The organism is Massilia orientalis (assembly GCF_030411975.2).
Lineage (GTDB): Bacteria > Pseudomonadota > Gammaproteobacteria > Burkholderiales > Burkholderiaceae_D > Telluria > Telluria orientalis.
Genome location: NZ_JASNRB020000003.1, coordinates 274,718 through 291,829, shown reverse-complemented (window position 1 = coordinate 291,829; position 17,112 = coordinate 274,718). Strand labels below are relative to the sequence as shown.

Annotated in this window: 13 protein-coding genes; 6 read left to right on the top strand and 7 right to left on the bottom strand. The window is 68.5% G+C overall.

Annotated features, from left to right (window positions below; all coding sequences use genetic code 11):
• Nucleotides 1-82: 82 nt before the first annotated feature.
• The gene (locus QPK29_RS05580; RefSeq protein WP_371770258.1) at nt 83-400 is read right to left on the bottom strand and encodes a hypothetical protein; all 318 of its coding nucleotides are present in this window, start codon (nt 398-400) and stop codon (nt 83-85) included.
• Between the two features lie 227 nt (nt 401-627).
• On the opposite strand from QPK29_RS05580, the gene QPK29_RS05575 reads away from it, so the two are divergent.
• Nucleotides 628-1,656: an HTH-type transcriptional regulator GntR gene (locus QPK29_RS05575; RefSeq protein WP_371770259.1), complete on the top strand. Its 1,029-nt coding sequence runs from the start codon at nt 628-630 to the stop codon at nt 1,654-1,656.
• 142 nt (nt 1,657-1,798) lie between these two features.
• On the opposite strand, the gene QPK29_RS05570 is transcribed toward QPK29_RS05575, so the two are convergent.
• The 4 genes from QPK29_RS05570 to QPK29_RS05555 all read right to left on the bottom strand — a co-directional run bounded on the left by QPK29_RS05570 (nt 1,799) and on the right by QPK29_RS05555 (nt 7,898).
• On the bottom strand, nt 1,799-2,920 hold the full coding sequence (locus tag QPK29_RS05570) for a hypothetical protein (RefSeq protein WP_371770260.1): 1,122 nt from the start codon (nt 2,918-2,920) through the stop codon (nt 1,799-1,801).
• Nucleotides 2,921-3,041: 121 nt separating this feature from the next.
• Nucleotides 3,042-5,393 carry a GH36-type glycosyl hydrolase domain-containing protein gene (locus QPK29_RS05565; protein WP_371770261.1) on the bottom strand — a complete coding sequence of 784 codons (2,352 nt, stop codon included), beginning with the start codon at nt 5,391-5,393 and terminating at the stop codon, nt 3,042-3,044.
• A gap of 31 nt (nt 5,394-5,424) precedes the next feature.
• The gene (locus QPK29_RS05560; protein ID WP_160410436.1) at nt 5,425-6,813 is read right to left on the bottom strand and encodes an MFS transporter; all 1,389 of its coding nucleotides are present in this window, start codon (nt 6,811-6,813) and stop codon (nt 5,425-5,427) included.
• 101 nt (nt 6,814-6,914) lie between these two features.
• Nucleotides 6,915-7,898, bottom strand: a complete 984-nt coding sequence (locus QPK29_RS05555; RefSeq protein WP_371770262.1) for a Gfo/Idh/MocA family protein — start codon at nt 7,896-7,898, stop codon at nt 6,915-6,917.
• A gap of 162 nt (nt 7,899-8,060) precedes the next feature.
• On the opposite strand from QPK29_RS05555, the gene QPK29_RS05550 reads away from it, so the two are divergent.
• Entirely contained in the window at nt 8,061-10,163 is a 2,103-nt protein-coding gene (locus QPK29_RS05550) for a putative bifunctional diguanylate cyclase/phosphodiesterase (protein WP_371770263.1), read from the top strand.
• 7 nt (nt 10,164-10,170) lie between these two features.
• Here the strand turns inward: QPK29_RS05550 and QPK29_RS05545 are convergent, their stop codons facing one another.
• Complete coding sequence (locus tag QPK29_RS05545) at nt 10,171-12,009, bottom strand: ATP-binding protein (RefSeq protein WP_371770264.1); 1,839 nt, start codon at nt 12,007-12,009, stop codon at nt 10,171-10,173.
• A gap of 135 nt (nt 12,010-12,144) precedes the next feature.
• On the opposite strand from QPK29_RS05545, the gene wrbA reads away from it, so the two are divergent.
• The 4 genes from wrbA to QPK29_RS05525 all read left to right on the top strand — a co-directional run bounded on the left by wrbA (nt 12,145) and on the right by QPK29_RS05525 (nt 16,298).
• On the top strand, nt 12,145-12,744 hold the full coding sequence (gene wrbA, locus QPK29_RS05540; protein ID WP_056133123.1) for an NAD(P)H:quinone oxidoreductase: 600 nt from the start codon (nt 12,145-12,147) through the stop codon (nt 12,742-12,744).
• Nucleotides 12,745-12,829: 85 nt separating this feature from the next.
• Nucleotides 12,830-14,803: an ATP-binding protein gene (locus QPK29_RS05535; protein ID WP_371770265.1), complete on the top strand. Its 1,974-nt coding sequence runs from the start codon at nt 12,830-12,832 to the stop codon at nt 14,801-14,803.
• Nucleotides 14,793-15,491, top strand: a complete 699-nt coding sequence (kdpE, locus tag QPK29_RS05530; protein WP_056133118.1) for a two-component system response regulator KdpE — start codon at nt 14,793-14,795, stop codon at nt 15,489-15,491. Before QPK29_RS05535 ends, kdpE begins: the two co-directional genes overlap by 11 nt.
• A 114-nt stretch (nt 15,492-15,605) precedes the next feature.
• Entirely contained in the window at nt 15,606-16,298 is a 693-nt protein-coding gene (locus QPK29_RS05525) for a choice-of-anchor E domain-containing protein (RefSeq protein WP_056133115.1), read from the top strand.
• Nucleotides 16,299-16,305: 7 nt separating this feature from the next.
• Here the strand turns inward: QPK29_RS05525 and QPK29_RS05520 are convergent, their stop codons facing one another.
• Complete coding sequence (locus tag QPK29_RS05520) at nt 16,306-17,082, bottom strand: cupin-like domain-containing protein (RefSeq protein WP_371770390.1); 777 nt, start codon at nt 17,080-17,082, stop codon at nt 16,306-16,308.
• Nucleotides 17,083-17,112 lie beyond the last annotated feature (30 nt).

Sequence of the window (17,112 nt, the reverse complement as noted above, 5' to 3'; positions counted from 1 at the left end):
GGCAACTCTTCCCCCGAGTGACGCGTAAACACAACATCATGCAATGGGACAGGCCCGCCCAGTGGACGGGCCCGTGGTGGTGTTACAGGGACTCGTCCGTATCGAGATCGTCCGGCGTCAACCGGTTCCGGCCCGACCGGCTCCCCTGGCCGCCGCTCTGCATGTTGCCGCCGCCACGGCTGCCCCGTTGCGAATTGTCGCCGGGCCCGCTGCCGAGGTCGGACTGCGACTGGTTGCCCTGGTCGAGGTTGCCGCTCTGGAGGTTGCCCTGGTCGCCGCGCTGCGCGTTGTCGCCCGGGCCGCTGGCCAGGTCGGAATTCTGCTGGTTGCCGGCACTGTTCAGCTCATCATAGTTCCGGCCTTGCTTGCCCTTGCCTTTGTGGTCCTGTTCGCTCGGCATAATCGTCTCCTTGAACGGTACGTGACATGCCATGGTAGGCCGTCTGCCGGGGCCGACAATCGGCGCAGGCGTCAGGCGATTGTAGGAGCAGTCGGACGGGACTCGACAGTGATTCGACGCGGCGCGGATTGGGAACGATTGCATGTCAAACATTGACAAAATATTCAATCCGTGGCGCAATCCATGGTCGGCCCGCAGTGTGGTCAGCATTTACGAAAAAAATGACAATGAGCAGAAGCAGTACAGGTAAGGTAAGGGGAACGGGGCGGACTACACTGGAAGAGGTGGCGGCGCACGCGGGCGTATCGACGATGACGGCATCGCGCGCCCTCAGCCAGCCGCAACTGGTGTCCGAGGCGACTCGAACCAAGGTGGAGCAGGCGGTGGTGGAACTGGGCTACGTGCCCAACCGCGCCGCGCGGGCCCTCGCGTCGGCGCAGTCGCGCGTGATCGTGGCGCTCGTGCCGTCGCTGTCGAACGTCGTGTTCACGGCCGTGCTCGACGGTATCCATGACGCCATCGAACATGGGCAGTACCAGCTCCTGATCGGCAATACGCGCTATTCGGATGCCGAGGAAGAAAAGCTGCTGCTCACGTATCTGCAGTCGAATCCGGACGGCATCCTGCTCTCCGGCCTCACGCACAGCCCGCAGGTCGAGCGCATGCTGGCCGCGTCGCGCATGCCGGTCGTGTCGATGATGGACCTGGCCGACGAACCGGGCGACCTGTCGGTGGGCTTTTCGCAGCACGACGCCGGCAACGCCATCACGCGCCACCTGATCGGGCGCGGCTACAAGCGCATCGCGTTCGTCGGCGCGCAGCTCGACGAGCGCACGCTGCGCCGCGCGGACGGTTACCGGCAGGCGATGCAGGCGGCCGGCCTGGCCGATCCGAAGCTGGAGATCATGGTGCCGGACCCGTCCACCATCGCGCTCGGCGCCGAGCTGATGCGCCACGCACTGGACACGCTCCCGGATTGCGATGCCGTGTTCTTCTGCAACGACGACCTTGCGCACGGCGCCATCTATTATTGCCAGCGCCACGACATCCGCGTGCCGCAGGACGTCGCCATCGCCGGTTTCAACGACCTGCCGGCGTCCGCATGGATGGTGCCGTCCTTGACGACCATCGACACGCCGCGTTACCGCATCGGGTACGAGGCGGCGTCGCTGCTGCTCGACGTGATCGGCGGGAAGGAGCCGCGCGAGCGGCGGATCGACCTCGGCTTCACGTTGCGCGAGCGGGAAAGCACCTGATCCGGCCAACGGCCGCGAAAAAAAATCACCCGGTTGAGCTTTACATTTTCCGTGGAAACGTTACACTGTCAGCATTGCTTGTTAGCGCTACCAGCCGGTGACGCCGGCAGGCGGTGCGGGTGCGCGGGGGGCTGCGCACTCTTCAAATATCTCCTCTTAGGGACTGGTCGCTTAGCGCTTCCGGTCCTGTTTTTTTGGCTGTGTTCGCGCCAACGCATGTGATCACCCCTGCCAGCAACATCGCCAGTGCGCCTGGCTCCGGGACGGCGGGCGGCGTGATCGGATCCAGCCGCACCGGCCGACATACGTCGCTCGTGCGACAGGCGTAACCGAGAATTTGCTGGGCATCGTTGATGCCGAGGGCCGTCGCCACAGTCCAGCCGAGTGCCGGATCGATCAACCCATTGAGGTCCAGCAGCTTGCCATCCGTGTACAAAAAGCCGTGCCGGGAATTGATGTCATCATTGAACGTCGAGTAGCCGACCACCTGCCCGAGGTTGTTGATGTCCCACGTGCCCGTGTAGCGGCCGCCGAAGTCGCCGAGCATCGTCACCGTGCCGTCCGTGTAGAGAAAGGAGCGGGCGACCTGGGCGGTGTCCACGACGGCGCCGATGACCTGGTCGCGGTCATTGATGCCTTGCGCAAAGCTTCCGACGCCGCCGAAATCGCCGAGGTCCGTCATCACCCCATCGCGATAGAAAAACGCATGGTACCGCGATGCATCGCCACCGAAGGTCGAGGCGCCGACCACGTGGCCGGCGTCGTTGATGCCGATACCGTATGAAAAATCGCCGCCGAGGGTGCCGAGATCCCGCATGCCGCCAAAGCCGGCGAGCATGGCATGCGTCCGCTCCGCGGCGGTGGTCGCCGAGCCGGTGATCTGCCCGGTGTCGTTCACGCCGAGGCCGATGCTGGAGCTTCCGCCGGGCAGCGTGCCCAGGTCGCTCATCGTACCGCCGGCGTAGAGGAAGGCGTGACCGGGACGGTTGGCCGGCGCGACGTCGCCTGTGACCATGCCGTTGTCGCTGAGGCCGTAGCCAAAACTGCGCGCGCCGCCCAGCGCGCCAAGGTCGCGCACGTCGCCGTTCGTGAAGAAAAACGCGTGAGAGCCGCCGGGAACCGGCATCACGCCGGTCATCTGTCCGGCATTGTTGATGGCGCTGGCCTGCAGCCACTCGGGCAGGATGGTCAGCGTGTACAGCGGTTCGGCGCCTGCCGTCAGCGCGGCGAAGCACGGAACGACGAGGCAGATTCGGATGCGCATGGCGACCTGCTCCATAAAACGGATCGCGTCCCGGCCGGGACGGATACGCTTTCGATCACGCGCGACGCAAATCGTTGCACGGACAGGCGCATGCCCGGTCCGTGCCGGCTGACGCCGGCTCTCAGGGCACCGTCACCTCGACCCGATACGTGCGGCCCGCTTCGATGCCGCCGATGCGCGCTTCCGGCAGCGTCTGCCCGTCGCACACGACCGTCGTCCGCTCGACCGCGCCGCGCGTCACGCTGACGTCGAACGTGGCCCCGCGGAACACGCGGCGCACGCGCATGGACGGCCAGTGCGACGGCAGCTGCGGGTTCACGACGAGGCCCGCCGCATCGCCCTTCAGGCCGCACAGGCCTTCGACGATCGAACGATAGACCCACGACACGGTGCCCGTGTTGAACAGCTGGCTCGAACGGCCGGCCGTGCGCGGGTATTCCTTCCACGCGCCGCGGTAGTAATTCGGAATGAACACGGGAAGCTGCCCGCGCCGCAGGTAGTCGTCCGCGCCCGGTCCCGGAATCATCTTGCGCAGCGCGTCCCACGCGCGGTCCGGCTGCGCGATCGTGTACAGGCTGTAGATGTAGAACACGGACGCGTGGTTGTACACGGCGCCATTCTCCGCCGATCCCGGGTGCTTCTGCGTCACGCGGCCCACATCCTCGCGCATCGCGGAATAGGGCGGGGCGAACATCTGCACGCCGTACGGGGTGTCGAGCTGGCCGTCGATCTCCGCCAGCATCGTCGCGCGCTGCTTCTCGTCCGGCGCGCCGCTGAGGAACGCCCAGCTCTGCGGGTTCAGGTAGATGCGGCCCTCCTTGTCGTCGCTCACGCCGAAGATCACGTCGTCGTCCGTGATGCCGCGGGCGTACCACGCGCCGTCCCACAGGTGCAGGTTCGCGGCCGTGTTCATGTCGAGCGCGCCGGCGCGGAAGTGCTCCGTGCGCCAGTCGTCGCCGCGCGCCGCGCACACATCGGCCCACAGGTTCAGCGCGTACGCGGCCGCCACGGTCAGCCAGCCGGACACGCCGCGGCCCTTGTACCCGACCATGTTCATCGGGTCGCACCAGTCGCCCTGTTCGATGTAGGAGAGGCCGCGGTGGTCGCGCTTGTGCAACAGCCAGTCCATCGCCATCGAGATCCGTTCATACGCCGTGAGCGCCATGCCGTCGTGGCCCGTGACCGGTTCGTCCAGGATCGCATAGTCGCCCGTCTCGTCGAGATAGGCCTGCAGGCACACGGGCAGCCATACGCAGTGGTCCGTGTGCGGCACCTGGTTGATGTACTTGAGCTCCGCGCCTTCGAACAGCAGGATCCCGTCCGGCATAGCCCCGTTCGTACCCTGCTGCGACAGCGCGTGCAGGAACGCGGCGCGCGCGACGGCGGGCTTGATGAACGCCATCCCCATGTTGTCCTGCAGGTAGTTGCGGGTCTGCGGGTCCGTGCTGAGGCGGTTGACGTCGCCGTGATAGAACACCTGGCGCGCGAGCCAGTGGTTGACGAAGTTGTCGAACTCCGCATCCGGCGTCTCGACCTCGACGCAGCCGGCGCCCTGGTCGGCATACGCCGCGTAATCGCGGGCCGCGGCGGCGAACTGCTCCGCGCCGAGGTAGCGCCGCCGCATGGACGCGATCTCGGCGTCGTCGCGCGCGGGGCCGAACAGGAAGCGGCGCGTCACGGTGGCCCCGGCATCCAGGGCGAGGCGATATTGCACGACCGCGGCGGGCGTTTCGTAGCGGGCGTCGCCCCCGGCCAGGCGCTCGTTGCGCAGCGCATCCGGCGCATGCAGGCCGCCTTCGCCTTCGAACTGGCCCTGGTTCGCTTCCCACGCATCCGGCGCCGTCTCGCACAGGAAGTACGTCCTGTCCTTGAAATCCTTGTTCTTGAAATAGTCCTGCAGCTTCTGGTAGGGCGTCACGCTGGACGCGACGATGCCGCCGAGGTCCGCGCGGTATTCGGCCGCCTGGTTCATCCACGACATGTAGCCGATCGTGAAGTAGGGATAGACGCTGACCTTGCGCGGCCGGCCGCTGACGTTCGTCACGGTGAGAGTCCACAGCTCGGCCACGTCGTCGACCGGGACGCCCAGGCGCAGCCCGATGCGGATGCCCAGCTTTTCGACGGTCCACGCGAGGTCGTCGCGGCCGACGGAAAAGCTGAAACGGTCGGGCGCCGCGCGCACGGGTTCGTGCGGCGCCGAGAAAATCTCGCCCGTCTCTTCGTCCTTCACGTAGAAGAAGCGGCCCGGATGATGCGCGTAATAGGCCTGCTCCGGCTGCATGAAGGTTTTCGCCTCGAGGTTCGGCGCGTGCGAATACTTGGCCGGTTCCGGCTGCATGAACTGGGCGGTGGCGTAGCCGCGGCACGTCACCTGGATCATCATCCGGCGGTTCCACAGGAAGCCGCCGGCGTTCGGCATGGCGGTCGGGCTCGCGAGGTCGTAGCGTGCGCCGTTCTCGGTCGGTTGCAGCATGGTCTTTCCTTGTCGTTGTTATTCGCGTTGTTTATTCGATGAGGGGCTTGCGCGCGGCCAGCTCGGTCTGGATGCGCGCCAGCTGACTGGCATTCAGGTTATAGAAGCACATCACGGCGACGGCGGCGACGGCGAACGCCGCCGGGATGAAGGACATGAGCCATACGATCCCTTCGCGCGACCCGGTGGCCTGCACGGCGTTGGGGACGTAGCCGAGCGCCGTGAACACGGACCCGATCACGGCGACGGCGACCGCGGTGCCCAGCTTTTGCGAGAACGTGGCGGCGGCGAACGTCATGGCGGTGGCGCGCCGGCCCGTGCGCCACTCGTTGTAGTCGGCCGTGTCGGCATACATCGAGAACGCCAGCGGCGACTTCGGCCCCAGCACGAGGCCCATCCCGCCCTGCAGCACGAACATCAGCCACACCTGGTCCGGCGGCACGAGGTAGAACGCGGCGGACAGTACGGCGGTGGTGCTCATCAGCACGATCATCAGCGTCTTCTTGTCGATGAAGCGGGTCAGCAGGGGCGTGAGGGCTGCGCCGATGGCGGCCGTCACCATGTAGGTCGGCACGAACGAGCGCATCAGCTCCGGCCGCTCGACGACGTATTTGAAGTAATAGGCGGCGCTGGCGGTGCGCAGGGTGATCGTCACCATGATGATCAGGGCGAGGAAGAACAGCACCACCCACGGCCGGTTGCCCGCGAGGTCGCGCACGTCGCGCCACACGGCGTTCCTTTGCCCCGGCGGCGGGGCGATGCGCTCGCGTGTATTGAAGAAGGTGAGCACGAACAGCAGCGACGCGGCGACGCCCCACAGCAGCATCGTCAGCTGCCACCCGCGCTGGTCGTTGCCGGCGCCGAGCCAGCGCACGAGATCGGGCGTCGCGGCCGTCACGAGCGTGCTGCCCGCGAACGCGAAGATGAAACGCAGGCCGTTGATGGTCGAGCGCTGTTGCGGATCGGCCGACATCACGCCGGACAGCGCGTTGTACGGGATGTTCACGCACGTGTAGCACACCATCATCAGCAAATACGTCCCGTAGGCCCAGGCGAGTTTCGCGTCGCCTTCCAGGCCGGGCGTCGTGTAGGTGAGGACGGCGGCGCCGGCCAGCGGGACGCACATCCACACGAGCCACGGACGGAACTTGCCGAAGCGGCTGTCCGTGCGGTCGGCGGCGGCGCCGATCATCGGGTCGGTGAACGCGTTGATGATCTTAATCGTCGACATCATCGTCGCGGCCGCGGCGGCCGAGATCCCGAACGTGTCCGTATAAAAGATCAGCAGGAACGTGGCGACGTTGGTCCAGTAAAAATTGAAACCCATGTCGGCCACGCCGTAGGCCAGCTTTTCGCGCCAGGGCAGCGGCGCCGCCGCGGGTGTGGCTGCCGCGGCGGCCTGGGGCAGGGCGGCCGTCATCGGACTGCTCCGGCGGGATGAGGGAATGCGGCCATCTGTGTCTCCGGTCGTTGTATTGATAGCGCTAACACCGGCGAGTATGCCGCGCGCCGGGAGTCATGTCAATCGCCCGGATACTTCACGCCGGTCTGGGCGCGGATCTCGTCCAGCACGCCCATCAGGTGCAGGGTCTGCTCGTGCGTCATGGCCGGGCTTTCGATCAGGCCTTCGTTCCAGCAGCGCTGCGCCTCGATCGCCTCGTGCACGTAGCCGTTGCCGAGATACGGCGTCGGGATGACGCGGGCCGGCGCGTCGGCCAGCATCAGGGTGAGGGTGGGCGGACGGTGGAACGGCGCGTCCAGGCGCAGCTGGCCGTGGCGGCCGGACAAGGTGAGGAGACCCGGCGTGCGCGCCTTCAGCGAGCAGGCGCACGTGGACAGCGCGCCGCCCGCGTGGCGCAGGGTGAACACGGTCTGCAGGTCGACGCCCGTCGGCCCCAGTTCCGCCTGGGCGCGCACGGATTCCACGGCGCCCAGCAGGTAGGCCGTGATCGACAGCGGATAGATGCCGACGTCGAGCAGCGCGCCGCCGCCGAGGGCCGGGTTGAACAGACGCGCTTCCGGACCGCCCGACGCGACGAAGCCGAAATCGGCGCTGGCCTGCGACACCTCGCCCAGCACGCCGGAGGCGAGGATGCGTTTGACTTCGTCCAGCGCGGGCATGAAGCGCGTCCACATGGCTTCCATCAGGAATACCTTGCGGCTGCGCGCGAGGGCGACGACATGCTGGGCCTGGCCGCGGTTCAGCGCGAACGGCTTTTCGCACAGCACGCCTTTGCCGCCGGCGAGCATCGACAGCGCGTTCTCGGCATGCATGGCGTGCGGCGTGCCGATGTAGACGAGGTCCACGTCGGCGCAGGCGGCGAGGCTGTCGTAGCCTTCCAGGCGCAGGGGAATATCGAATTCGTCGGCGAATCCGGCGGCCGTCGCGGGATCGCGCGAGGCGACGGCGGCGAGCGTGGCGCCCGGCGTGTCGCGCAGGGCCGTGGCGAAATCGCGGGCGATCCGGCCGGTGCCGAGGATCCCCCAGCGTACGTTGTTCGTCATGTGTGCTCCATCTGAGAGGGGTGGAAAAAGCGGGGCGGGCCATTCTGGAGGATGGCCGAAAAGCGGGCTACCTGTCTATCTTGACAGGTCTTTGATGAAATTTTGTTATCGATGATTGCGTTATACTGTATTGTGGTCCCTCATCGACTGGAAAGGAAAGCCATGGCTGCACAGTCCCCGCGCGCGGATGCGAGCGCATGGTGCCGGCCCCTGCTCGAAGGGACGCAGCTGTCCATGCTGGTCTGCGACCCCGTGTCGCGGGAAATCCTCGATGCCAACGACGCGACGCTGGCGCTGCTCGGCTTTACCCGCGACAGGTTGCTGGGCATGCATTTGCCCGAGCTGTATGCGCGCGATGCGGACGACGCCGATGCGCTGCGTCCGGAGACCTGCCGCCTGCATTCCCACGTGCGCCACATCGCGGGGGCGCGCGGCGAGATCCACCACGCCATCCTGCAGCGCTGCGCCATCGAATACGGCGGCCGCGACGCCGTGCTCGTCGTCCTGCAGGACGTGACGCGCCACGTCGAGGCCGAAGTCCAGCTGCGCGACACGCAGAACGAGTTGCTGCGCGCGCAGGCGCTGGCCCTGATCGGCAACTGGATCTGGGACGCGGCCAGCGATTCGCACGTGACGTCGTCGCCGGAAGGTTACCGGATCATGGGCTTCCGCCCGGACGAGACGCCCGTCACGACGGCGGAGATCTACGCCCGCATCCACCCGGACGACCGGCCCATGGCGGAGCGCGCGCGCGAACGGGCGTTGCTTGACCCCGATTACAAGTACGACATCGAGTTCCGCCTGATCCGGCCGGACGGCGAGGTCCGCTGGCTGCATTCCGTGGCCGAGGTCAGGCGCGACGCGACGGGCCGCGTGGTCAAGATGCTGGGCCTCGTGCAGGACGTCACGGAGCGCCGCCGCGCCGAGGAAAACGTGCGGCGCCTCGCGTACTACGACACGGTGACGGGCCTGCCGAACATGAACCGCTTCGAGAACGAGGTCGACGACCGGCTGGTCCCGCTGCGCCGCGGCGCGGGCCGGGGACGCGGTCCGGCGCGGCTGGCCTGCCTGATCGTCGACCTCGTGCGCTTCCGCGACGTGAATTACGCGCTCACGCACCTGTACGGCGACGTGCTGCTCGCGCTCGTGGCCGACCGCCTCGCGGCCGTCGTCGGCCAGGCCGGCGTCGTGGCGCGCTGCGATGCGCGCTTTCCGATCGTGCTGGACGGCGCCGACGAGGACGAGGCGCGGCGCTGGGCCCAGCACATCCACCGCGCGCTGGAGGCGCCGTTCGCGGTCGCCGGCATCTCATACGAGATCGGCGCGCGCGTCGGCATCGCGCTCGCGCCGCTGCAAGGCCTCGACTTCCACACGCTGCTGAGAAAGGCCGACATCGCGCTGTACCAGGCCGCGCACCTTGGGCGCAACGTCGCCGTCTACGCGGCCGAGGACGACCCGCACACGCCCGACCGCCTGTCGCTGATCGGCGACTTCCGCGCGGCCATCGAGGCGGGCCAGATCCAGCTGTTCTGCCAGCCGAAGGTGACGATGGTCGGCCGCGAGATCGTCGGCGCGGAAGCCCTCGTGCGCTGGGTCCACCCGGAGAAGGGCTGCATCGGTCCGGAGACGTTCATGCCGCTGATCGAATCCACGGACCTGATCCACGTGCTCACGCAGCACATGCTGGCAAGCGCCGTCGCCCAGAGCGAGGCCTGGCGCGCGCAGGGCGTGCGGCTGCCCATCGCCGTGAACCTGTCGGCGCGCGACATCGCCGCGCTGTCGCTGTCCGAACACCTGCGCGAGCTGCTGGAACGGCATGGCTCGTGCGCGGGCCTGATCGGCCTGGAGATGACGGAGAGCAGCCTGATGCAGAACCCGGCGGAGAGCATCGCCGAGCTGGAACGCCTGTCCGCGATGGGGTTCCGGCTGTACATCGACGATTTCGGCACGGGCTATTCGTCGCTGAGTTATTTGAGCCGCCTGCCCGTGGACGTCATCAAGATCGACCACGGATTCACGATGCAGATGATCGAGGACCGGCGCGCCGCGTCGATCGTTAAATCCACCGTGCACCTGGCGCACGATCTCGGCATGAGCGTCGTCGCGGAAGGCGTCAGCAATGCGCGTATCTGGGACGCGCTGCAGGCGCTCGGCTGCGACGAGGCCCAGGGCTATTTCGTCGCCGCGCCGATGCCGGCCGCGCTGCTGCTGGACTGGGCCCGCGCGTCGCCGTACCGCCTGCAGGACGAACCCGTGTGCGCTTAGGCGTCGTTCACGCGGCGCTGGCCGCGGCGTCCGGTTCCGGATCCGCCGCGCGCGCCGGCGCGGCCACCAGCGGCAGGCGCAGGGTGAACGTGCTGCCCTGGCCGTCGCCGCTGCTCGCGGCCGTCACGCTGCCGCCGTGCAGCGCCGCGAGTTCGCGCACGAGGGCGAGGCCGAGACCGAGGCCGCCCTGCGCGCGGTCGATGCTGACGGGCCCCTGCACGAGCGCCTCGAAGATCAGGGGCAACGTGGCCGGTTCGATGCCGATGCCGGTGTCGCTCACCTCGAACACCGCGGCGCCGTCTTCGGCGCGGCCGCGCACGGCGATCGCGCCGCCGGCCGGCGTGTACTTGATGGCGTTGTGGAGCAGGTTGTCGAACACCTGTTCGAGCCGCGTGGCATCGCCGTCGACCCACAGCGCCGGCACGGACACGGTCCACGCGTGCATGCACGCGTCCACGACCTGGCGCGTCGCGCAGCAGTGCAGCAGCAGCGCGCCGGCGTCGAGCGGGGTTGTCTTGAGTTCCACCTTGCCGGACCGGATGCGGCGCACGTCGAGCAGGTCGTCGACGATGCGGGTCAGGTGGCGCGTCTGGCGCAGGCCGATCGCGCGCGCATGGGCCGTCATCTGCGCGTTCGCGGCGGGCATGTCGAGCACCCGCAGCGCGCCCGCGATGGCGGCGAGCGGATTGCGCAGTTCGTGACCCAGCATGGCGAGGAAGTTGTCCTTGGCGGCGCTCTGCGCTTCGGCCAGGCGGCGCGCGTCGCGTTCGCCCTGGAGCAGCGCTTCGCGTTCCGATTCGAGCGCCGTGCGCGCGGCGCGCTCGCGAGCCAGGTTTTCGCTCGTGTGGTACAGCGCGTCCTGCAGCACGTCGACCTCGTGCACCCGGGTCGGCGCGGGCCGGGCGGGCGCGCCCAGCGGCAAGGCCTCGGCGGTGCGGCGCGCGCGGTCGAGCGCCACGGTCAGGCGCTGGGCGAGGAACGACGCGATGCCGAACGCGAGCCCCATCAGCGCGAGCAGCGCGAGCCCCGCGTACAGCGCGGCGGCCCGCGCCGCCTTCTCGATCTCGGCGACGGGAACGCCGATCGCGATGGTCCAGCCGGTGGCGTCGCTGTGCGTGAAGATGTCGTAGACCTCGACCCCGTCGCGCGTCTGGTGGCGCACCATGCCGCTGTTCGCGGCGCGGGCCGCCGCGATCAATTCGGGCCGCGCCTTGGTGCCGACGAGCGTGTCGTTGACGTTGCGCGCGATCGAGACGCCGTCGCGGTCGATGATCCCGACGACCCAGTCCGGCCCGATGCCCTTGTCCGCGAACACGGTGGCGAAATGGCCGGCGTCGAAGATCTGGCTCAGCACCCAGCGCCCGCCGGCGGTGCGCGGCACCGGCACGTCGACGGAGACGGTCGGCTTGCGCGACAGGGCGCCGACGAAGTAGCCGGACACGTGCGGCCGCTGGCTGTCCCACGCCTGCGCGACCCAGGGGCCCGCATGGCCCGGCAGGCGGGTGCCGTACGGGACGAGGGTATTCATCAGCGGGCTGCCGTCGTAGTCGATCAACAGGGTCCACGTCCACGGCGTGGATGCGTTCATCGCGGCCGCCTCGCGGTGGACTTCGGCGAAATCGCCGCGGCGCATGGCGTCGGAGTTGCCGAGCGCGCGCAGCGCCGCCTGGGCGGCTGCGACCTCGCGGTCGACGAGCAGCGCGGTGGCGCGCGCATTGGACTCGACGCTGTGGATCCGCGACTCGCGTTCCCAGTCGAGGAGCATGGACAGGCCCGCGCCGGCGATGACGGTGACCGGCACAAGGATGGCGACGGCCATGAGGATCAGGTAGTGGCGGGCTTTCATCAGGCCGCCATTGTACTTGCATTAAGACAGACGCCGGAAGAGTCGACGATGGAGTAGCATGTGCGGATCGTTGCCAAGCGGGCAAGCGAGGGCAGGGCGCCGCCGGTGGCGCCGGGTTGACGGAAAGGAACGGCTATGGCGAAGGTACTGGTGCTGTATTACTCGACGTATGGACACATCGAACAGATGGCGAACGCGCTGGCGGAAGGCGCGCGCGCGGCGGGAGCGACCGTGGACGTCAAGCGCGTGCCGGAGACGGTGCCGGACGACGTCGCCCGCAACGGCCATTTCAAGCTGGACCAGCCGGCGCCGATCGCGACCGTGAACGAACTGCCCGACTACGACGCCATCGTGATCGGCGCGCCCACGCGCTACGGCCGCATGCCGTCGCAGATGGCCGCGTTCCTCGACCAGACGGGCGGCCTGTGGGCCAGGGGCGCGCTGAACGGCAAGGTCGGCGCCGCGTTCACGTCGTCCGCGACCCAGCACGGCGGCCAGGAGACGACGCAGTTCTCGATCATCACGAACCTGCTGCACCTGGGGATGGTGGTCGTCGGCCTGCCGTACAGCTTCGCGGGCCAGATGACGCTGGACGAGATCACCGGCTGCAGCCCGTACGGCGCCAGCACGATCGCGGGCGGCCAGGGGCAGCGCCAGCCTAGCGCCAACGAGCTGGATGGCGCGCGGCACCAGGGCGGGCTGGTGGCGCAGACGGCGCTCAAGCTGTTCGGCTGACCCACCGTTATCGGCGAGGGGCGGGCGGCAAAATTTATGCCGCGAATTTATGCCGCGTTTACGGGCGATCGCTTACCATCCTCGCATGCAGAGTTCCGAATCGAAGACAGGCACGGTGCTGGCCGTGTTGCGCGCCGACGCCGGCGACGAAGCCACGGTGGCGGCGGCGGCGCGGCTCGCGGCCCTCTGCGACGTGCCGTGGCACGCCATCCTCGTCGAGAACGCGCACACGCGCCGCCGCGGCGAAGTGGCCCGCCTGCGCACCCTGGAGCTGCTGCGCCAGGCCCATGCCCGGGGCGCCGTCACGGCCGTGCTGGAAGGCCGCGACGCGCCCGCCGTCGCCGCGGCTTACGCCCGCCGCCACGGCTGCACGACGGCCGTGCTGGCGCGCGAACACGGGCCGGCGTGGTGGCATGTGCCGTTCGCCCGTCGCCTGGTGCAGGCCGCGCCCGAACTGGACCTGGTCGACGTCGCCGCGCCGTCGACGCCCGGCGTCGCCGGACCGCGGGCGCGCGCCAGGCCCGCCCCGCGCCCCTACCTGGCCGCCACCGGCGCGAGCCTGGCCACCGCCGGCGTCGCGCTGCCGTTGCTGCCGCTGCTGGACGTGGCCAACGTCGCCATGCTGTTCCTGCTGACGGTGGTGCTGGTCGCGATCCGCCTCGGGCGCGGCCCCGCGATCCTCGCGACCCTGGTCGGCTTTTGCTCGCTCGTGATCGCCGCGCCGCGCCGCCAGTACGACGTCAGCGAATTCAAGTACGCCGTCGCGCTGGCCGTGATGCTGGCCGTCGGCTGGATCACGGCGCGCCTGACGTCCGACCTGCGCGAGCAGGCGGAAAGCGCGACCGGACGCGAGGCCCGCACCCGCGCGCTGTACGAATTCGCGCGGGCGCTGTCCGTCGCGCTGCAGACGGAGCAGGTGTTCGAGATCACCCGCCGCTTCCTCGCGCGCACCTTCGACGCCCGCGCCGCGATCTTGTTGCCGGACGATGCGGGCCGCCTGCGCTGGCCGGTCGCGGACCCGGCCAGCGAAGAACGCGCGCCGGTACTCAGCGTGCTGGACATGGCGGCCGCGCAGTGGGCGTTTGACCATGGCGCGCCGGCCGGCGCCGGGACGCCCACGCTGCCCAGCAATCCTTACCTGTACCTGCCGCTGCTGGCGCCGATGCGCTCGCGCGGCGTGCTCGCGGTGCGCGTGCCCGACGTCGCCGCGCTGCTCGTGCCGGAACGGCGCGAACTGCTGGACGCCTTCGCGGCGCTGGCCGCCATCGCCCTCGAGCGCGTGCACTACGTGGACGTGGCCCAGGACGCCGTCGTGCGCATGGAGGGCGAGCGCCTGCGCAACTCGCTGCTGGCCGCGCTGTCGCACGATCTGCGTACGCCGCTCACGAGCCTCGTCGGCCTGTCCGAATCGCTCACGCTGTCGCGCCCGGCGCTGGCCGCCGCGCAGATGGAACTGGCGAACGCGTTGCGCGACGAGGCCCGGCGCATGAGCACCCTCGTCGCGAACCTGCTCGACATGGCGCGCATCCAGAGCGGCGGCGTGAAGCTCAACCTGGAGTGGCAACTGGTCGAGGAGACGATCGGCAGCGCGCTGCGGGCCTGCCGCTGGCAGCTGGGCGGACGATCCGTCGACACGCACATCCCGCGCGGCCTGCCGCTCGTGCGGTTCGACGCGGCGCTGCTCGAGCGCGTGCTGTGCAACCTGCTGGAAAACGCCGGCAAGTACACGCCGCCGGACGCGCACGTGACGATCGCGGCGCGCGCGGAAGAGGGCATGCTGGTCGTCGCCGTGTGCGACGACGGCCCGGGCCTGCCGGCGGGCCGCGCGGACGCGCTGTTCGAGAAATTCGTGCGCGGCCGGCAGGAGTCATCCATTTCCGGCGTCGGCCTCGGCCTGGCGATCTGCCGCGCCATCGTCGAGGCCCACGGCGGCCGCATGCGTGCGTTCAACCTGCCGGCCAGCGGCGCCTGCTTCGAACTGCGCCTGCCGCTGGGCGAGCCGCCTCCGCTGCCGGACCCCGAACACCATCACCATTTCACCGACCAGCATGAGCATTGAGTCCGCCGCACCCGTCGCCCTCATCGTCGAGGACGAACCGCAGATCCGCCGGTTCGTCCGCATGGCCCTCGAAGGCGAGGGCTGGCAGGTGCACCAGTCCGAGACGCTGAAGCGCGGCCGCATCGACGCCGGCAGCCGCACGCCCGATCTCATCATCCTCGACCTGGGCCTGCCCGACGGCGACGGCATGCAACTGATCCGCGACGTGCGCACCTGGAGCCCCGTGCCGATCATCGTGCTGTCCGCGCGCATCGACGAGGCGGACAAGATCGCGGCGCTGGATGCCGGCGCGGACGACTACCTGACGAAGCCCTTCGGCATCGGCGAACTGCTCGCACGCGTGCGCGCCGCGCTGCGCCGCCAGCACAAGGCGGGCGGCGACGCGTCCGCACGCATCGTATTCGGCCGGGTCGAGGTGGACCTGAACAAGCGCACCGTCCAGCGCGACGGCCAGCCCGTGCACCTGACGCCGACCGAGTACAAGCTGCTGTCCGTGCTGATCGCGAACCTGGGCCGCGTGGTCACGGCGCCGCAACTCCTGCGCGAGGTGTGGGGGCCGTCGAACGCGGACAATGGCCATTACGTGCGCATCTATATGGGACACCTGCGCCAGAAGCTGGAAGACGATCCGGCACAGCCGCGGCACCTGTTGACCGAAACCGCCGTCGGCTACAGATTGCAATCTTGACACTGAAATTGTGTAAAAGAAAACATGCACTAGTGAAATTTGTTCATTATTATGGTTATAATGGAAATCTGCATCACCCGTTAACAACCAAACATTGAAATTCAACTAGGACACATGAAAAAGACACTTGCAGCCCTGGCGGCAACCGCCGCATTCCTCCCGTTCGCATCCGCACAAGCGAGCACGCTCAGCTATTCCGACAGTATCGCCCTGGCCACGACCAACTGGTCGAATACCTTGTCGTTTTCGAAATTCGACACCAGCCTCGGTAACCTGACCTCGATCCGCTTCGACCTGTCCGGCGTCGTGCAGGGCAACGGCAATGCCGAAAGCCTGGATGCGACGGCCTCCACCGTGACCCTGTCGCTGGGCTCGCTGCTGGGCCTGACCCGTCCGGACAACAGCACGCTGGTCGTGACGAACCCGGTGTTCAGCCAGACCTTCAATTTCAGCGCGTTCGACGGCAGCATCAACTTCGACGGCACGTCGGGCGGCTCGACCGGTTCCGTATCGGCTTCGGGCGCGAACTTCTTCGTGAGCAGCAGCGCGAGCGATTTCGCCCTGTTCTCGGCGCTGGGCGGTGGCACGATCAACCTGGGCCTGAACGCCGTCGGCGCGTCGAGCGGCAACGGTTCGGGCAACCTGCTCACGCAATTCAGCACGGCCGCATCGGGCGTCGCGAAGGTCACCTACACGTACACCGCGAAGACGCCGTCGACGGACGTGCCGGAACCGGCCAGCCTGGCGCTGATCTGCGGCGGCCTGGGCCTGCTGGGCGCCGCGCGCCGCCGCAAGCACAAGGCGTAAATGCCGCTCAGGGCGCTGCCAGCCGCAGCGAAGGGACGTCCTTCAGCGCGAGCGGCATCGCCCTGGCCCAGCGGTTGACGGACAAGGCGAACGTCAATGCCCGCACCTGGTGATACCAGCCGGCGGGCACATACAGCATGTCCCCGGGCTCGACGATGCATTCGACCGGCGCCGCCCGGCGCGCGAGCGGATACGCATCGAAATCGGGCCGCTCCGGATCGAACGGGGACCCGAACAGCACCGGATTCGCTTCGCGCACGTACAGGAACTCGTCGTGGTGGGGCGGAACGAGGAAGATTCTTTTCGTGCCCCAGATCTGCGCGAAGATATTGTCGTCGTAGTCGCAATGCAGCGGCGTCACCGTGCCGGCCGGACCGAGCCAGAAGCGGGGCGGTCCCATCTTGCCGAAGTAGCTGGGCCAGTGGCACATCGCATTCAACGCATTGATTTCCAGGTTGCCGACATACGGCGGCAAGCCGTCCTTCCAGTCCGCGACGAGATCCAGGTACTCGCCCATCGCCAGGTCCCGCATCGCGCGGTCCGGCGCGAACGCCGTGCCGATGTAGTCGCCCACGCGGGCGCGCACGGGCACGTCGCCGAACCTTGCGCGCAATGCCGCCGGCGTGAAGGCGCACAAAGGCCAGCGGCCCACGAGGCCCGTGATCATGAAGGGCAGGCCGCGTTCCGCCTGCGCGCGGAAGGCGGCGCGATCGAGAGTCCGGAAACGGGGGACGGCGGTCAGCGGCGGGAGTTTGCGTGATGCGTCACGGATGGCGTCGCGCATGGCGGCGATCGACGTCACGCCGCGCACGCG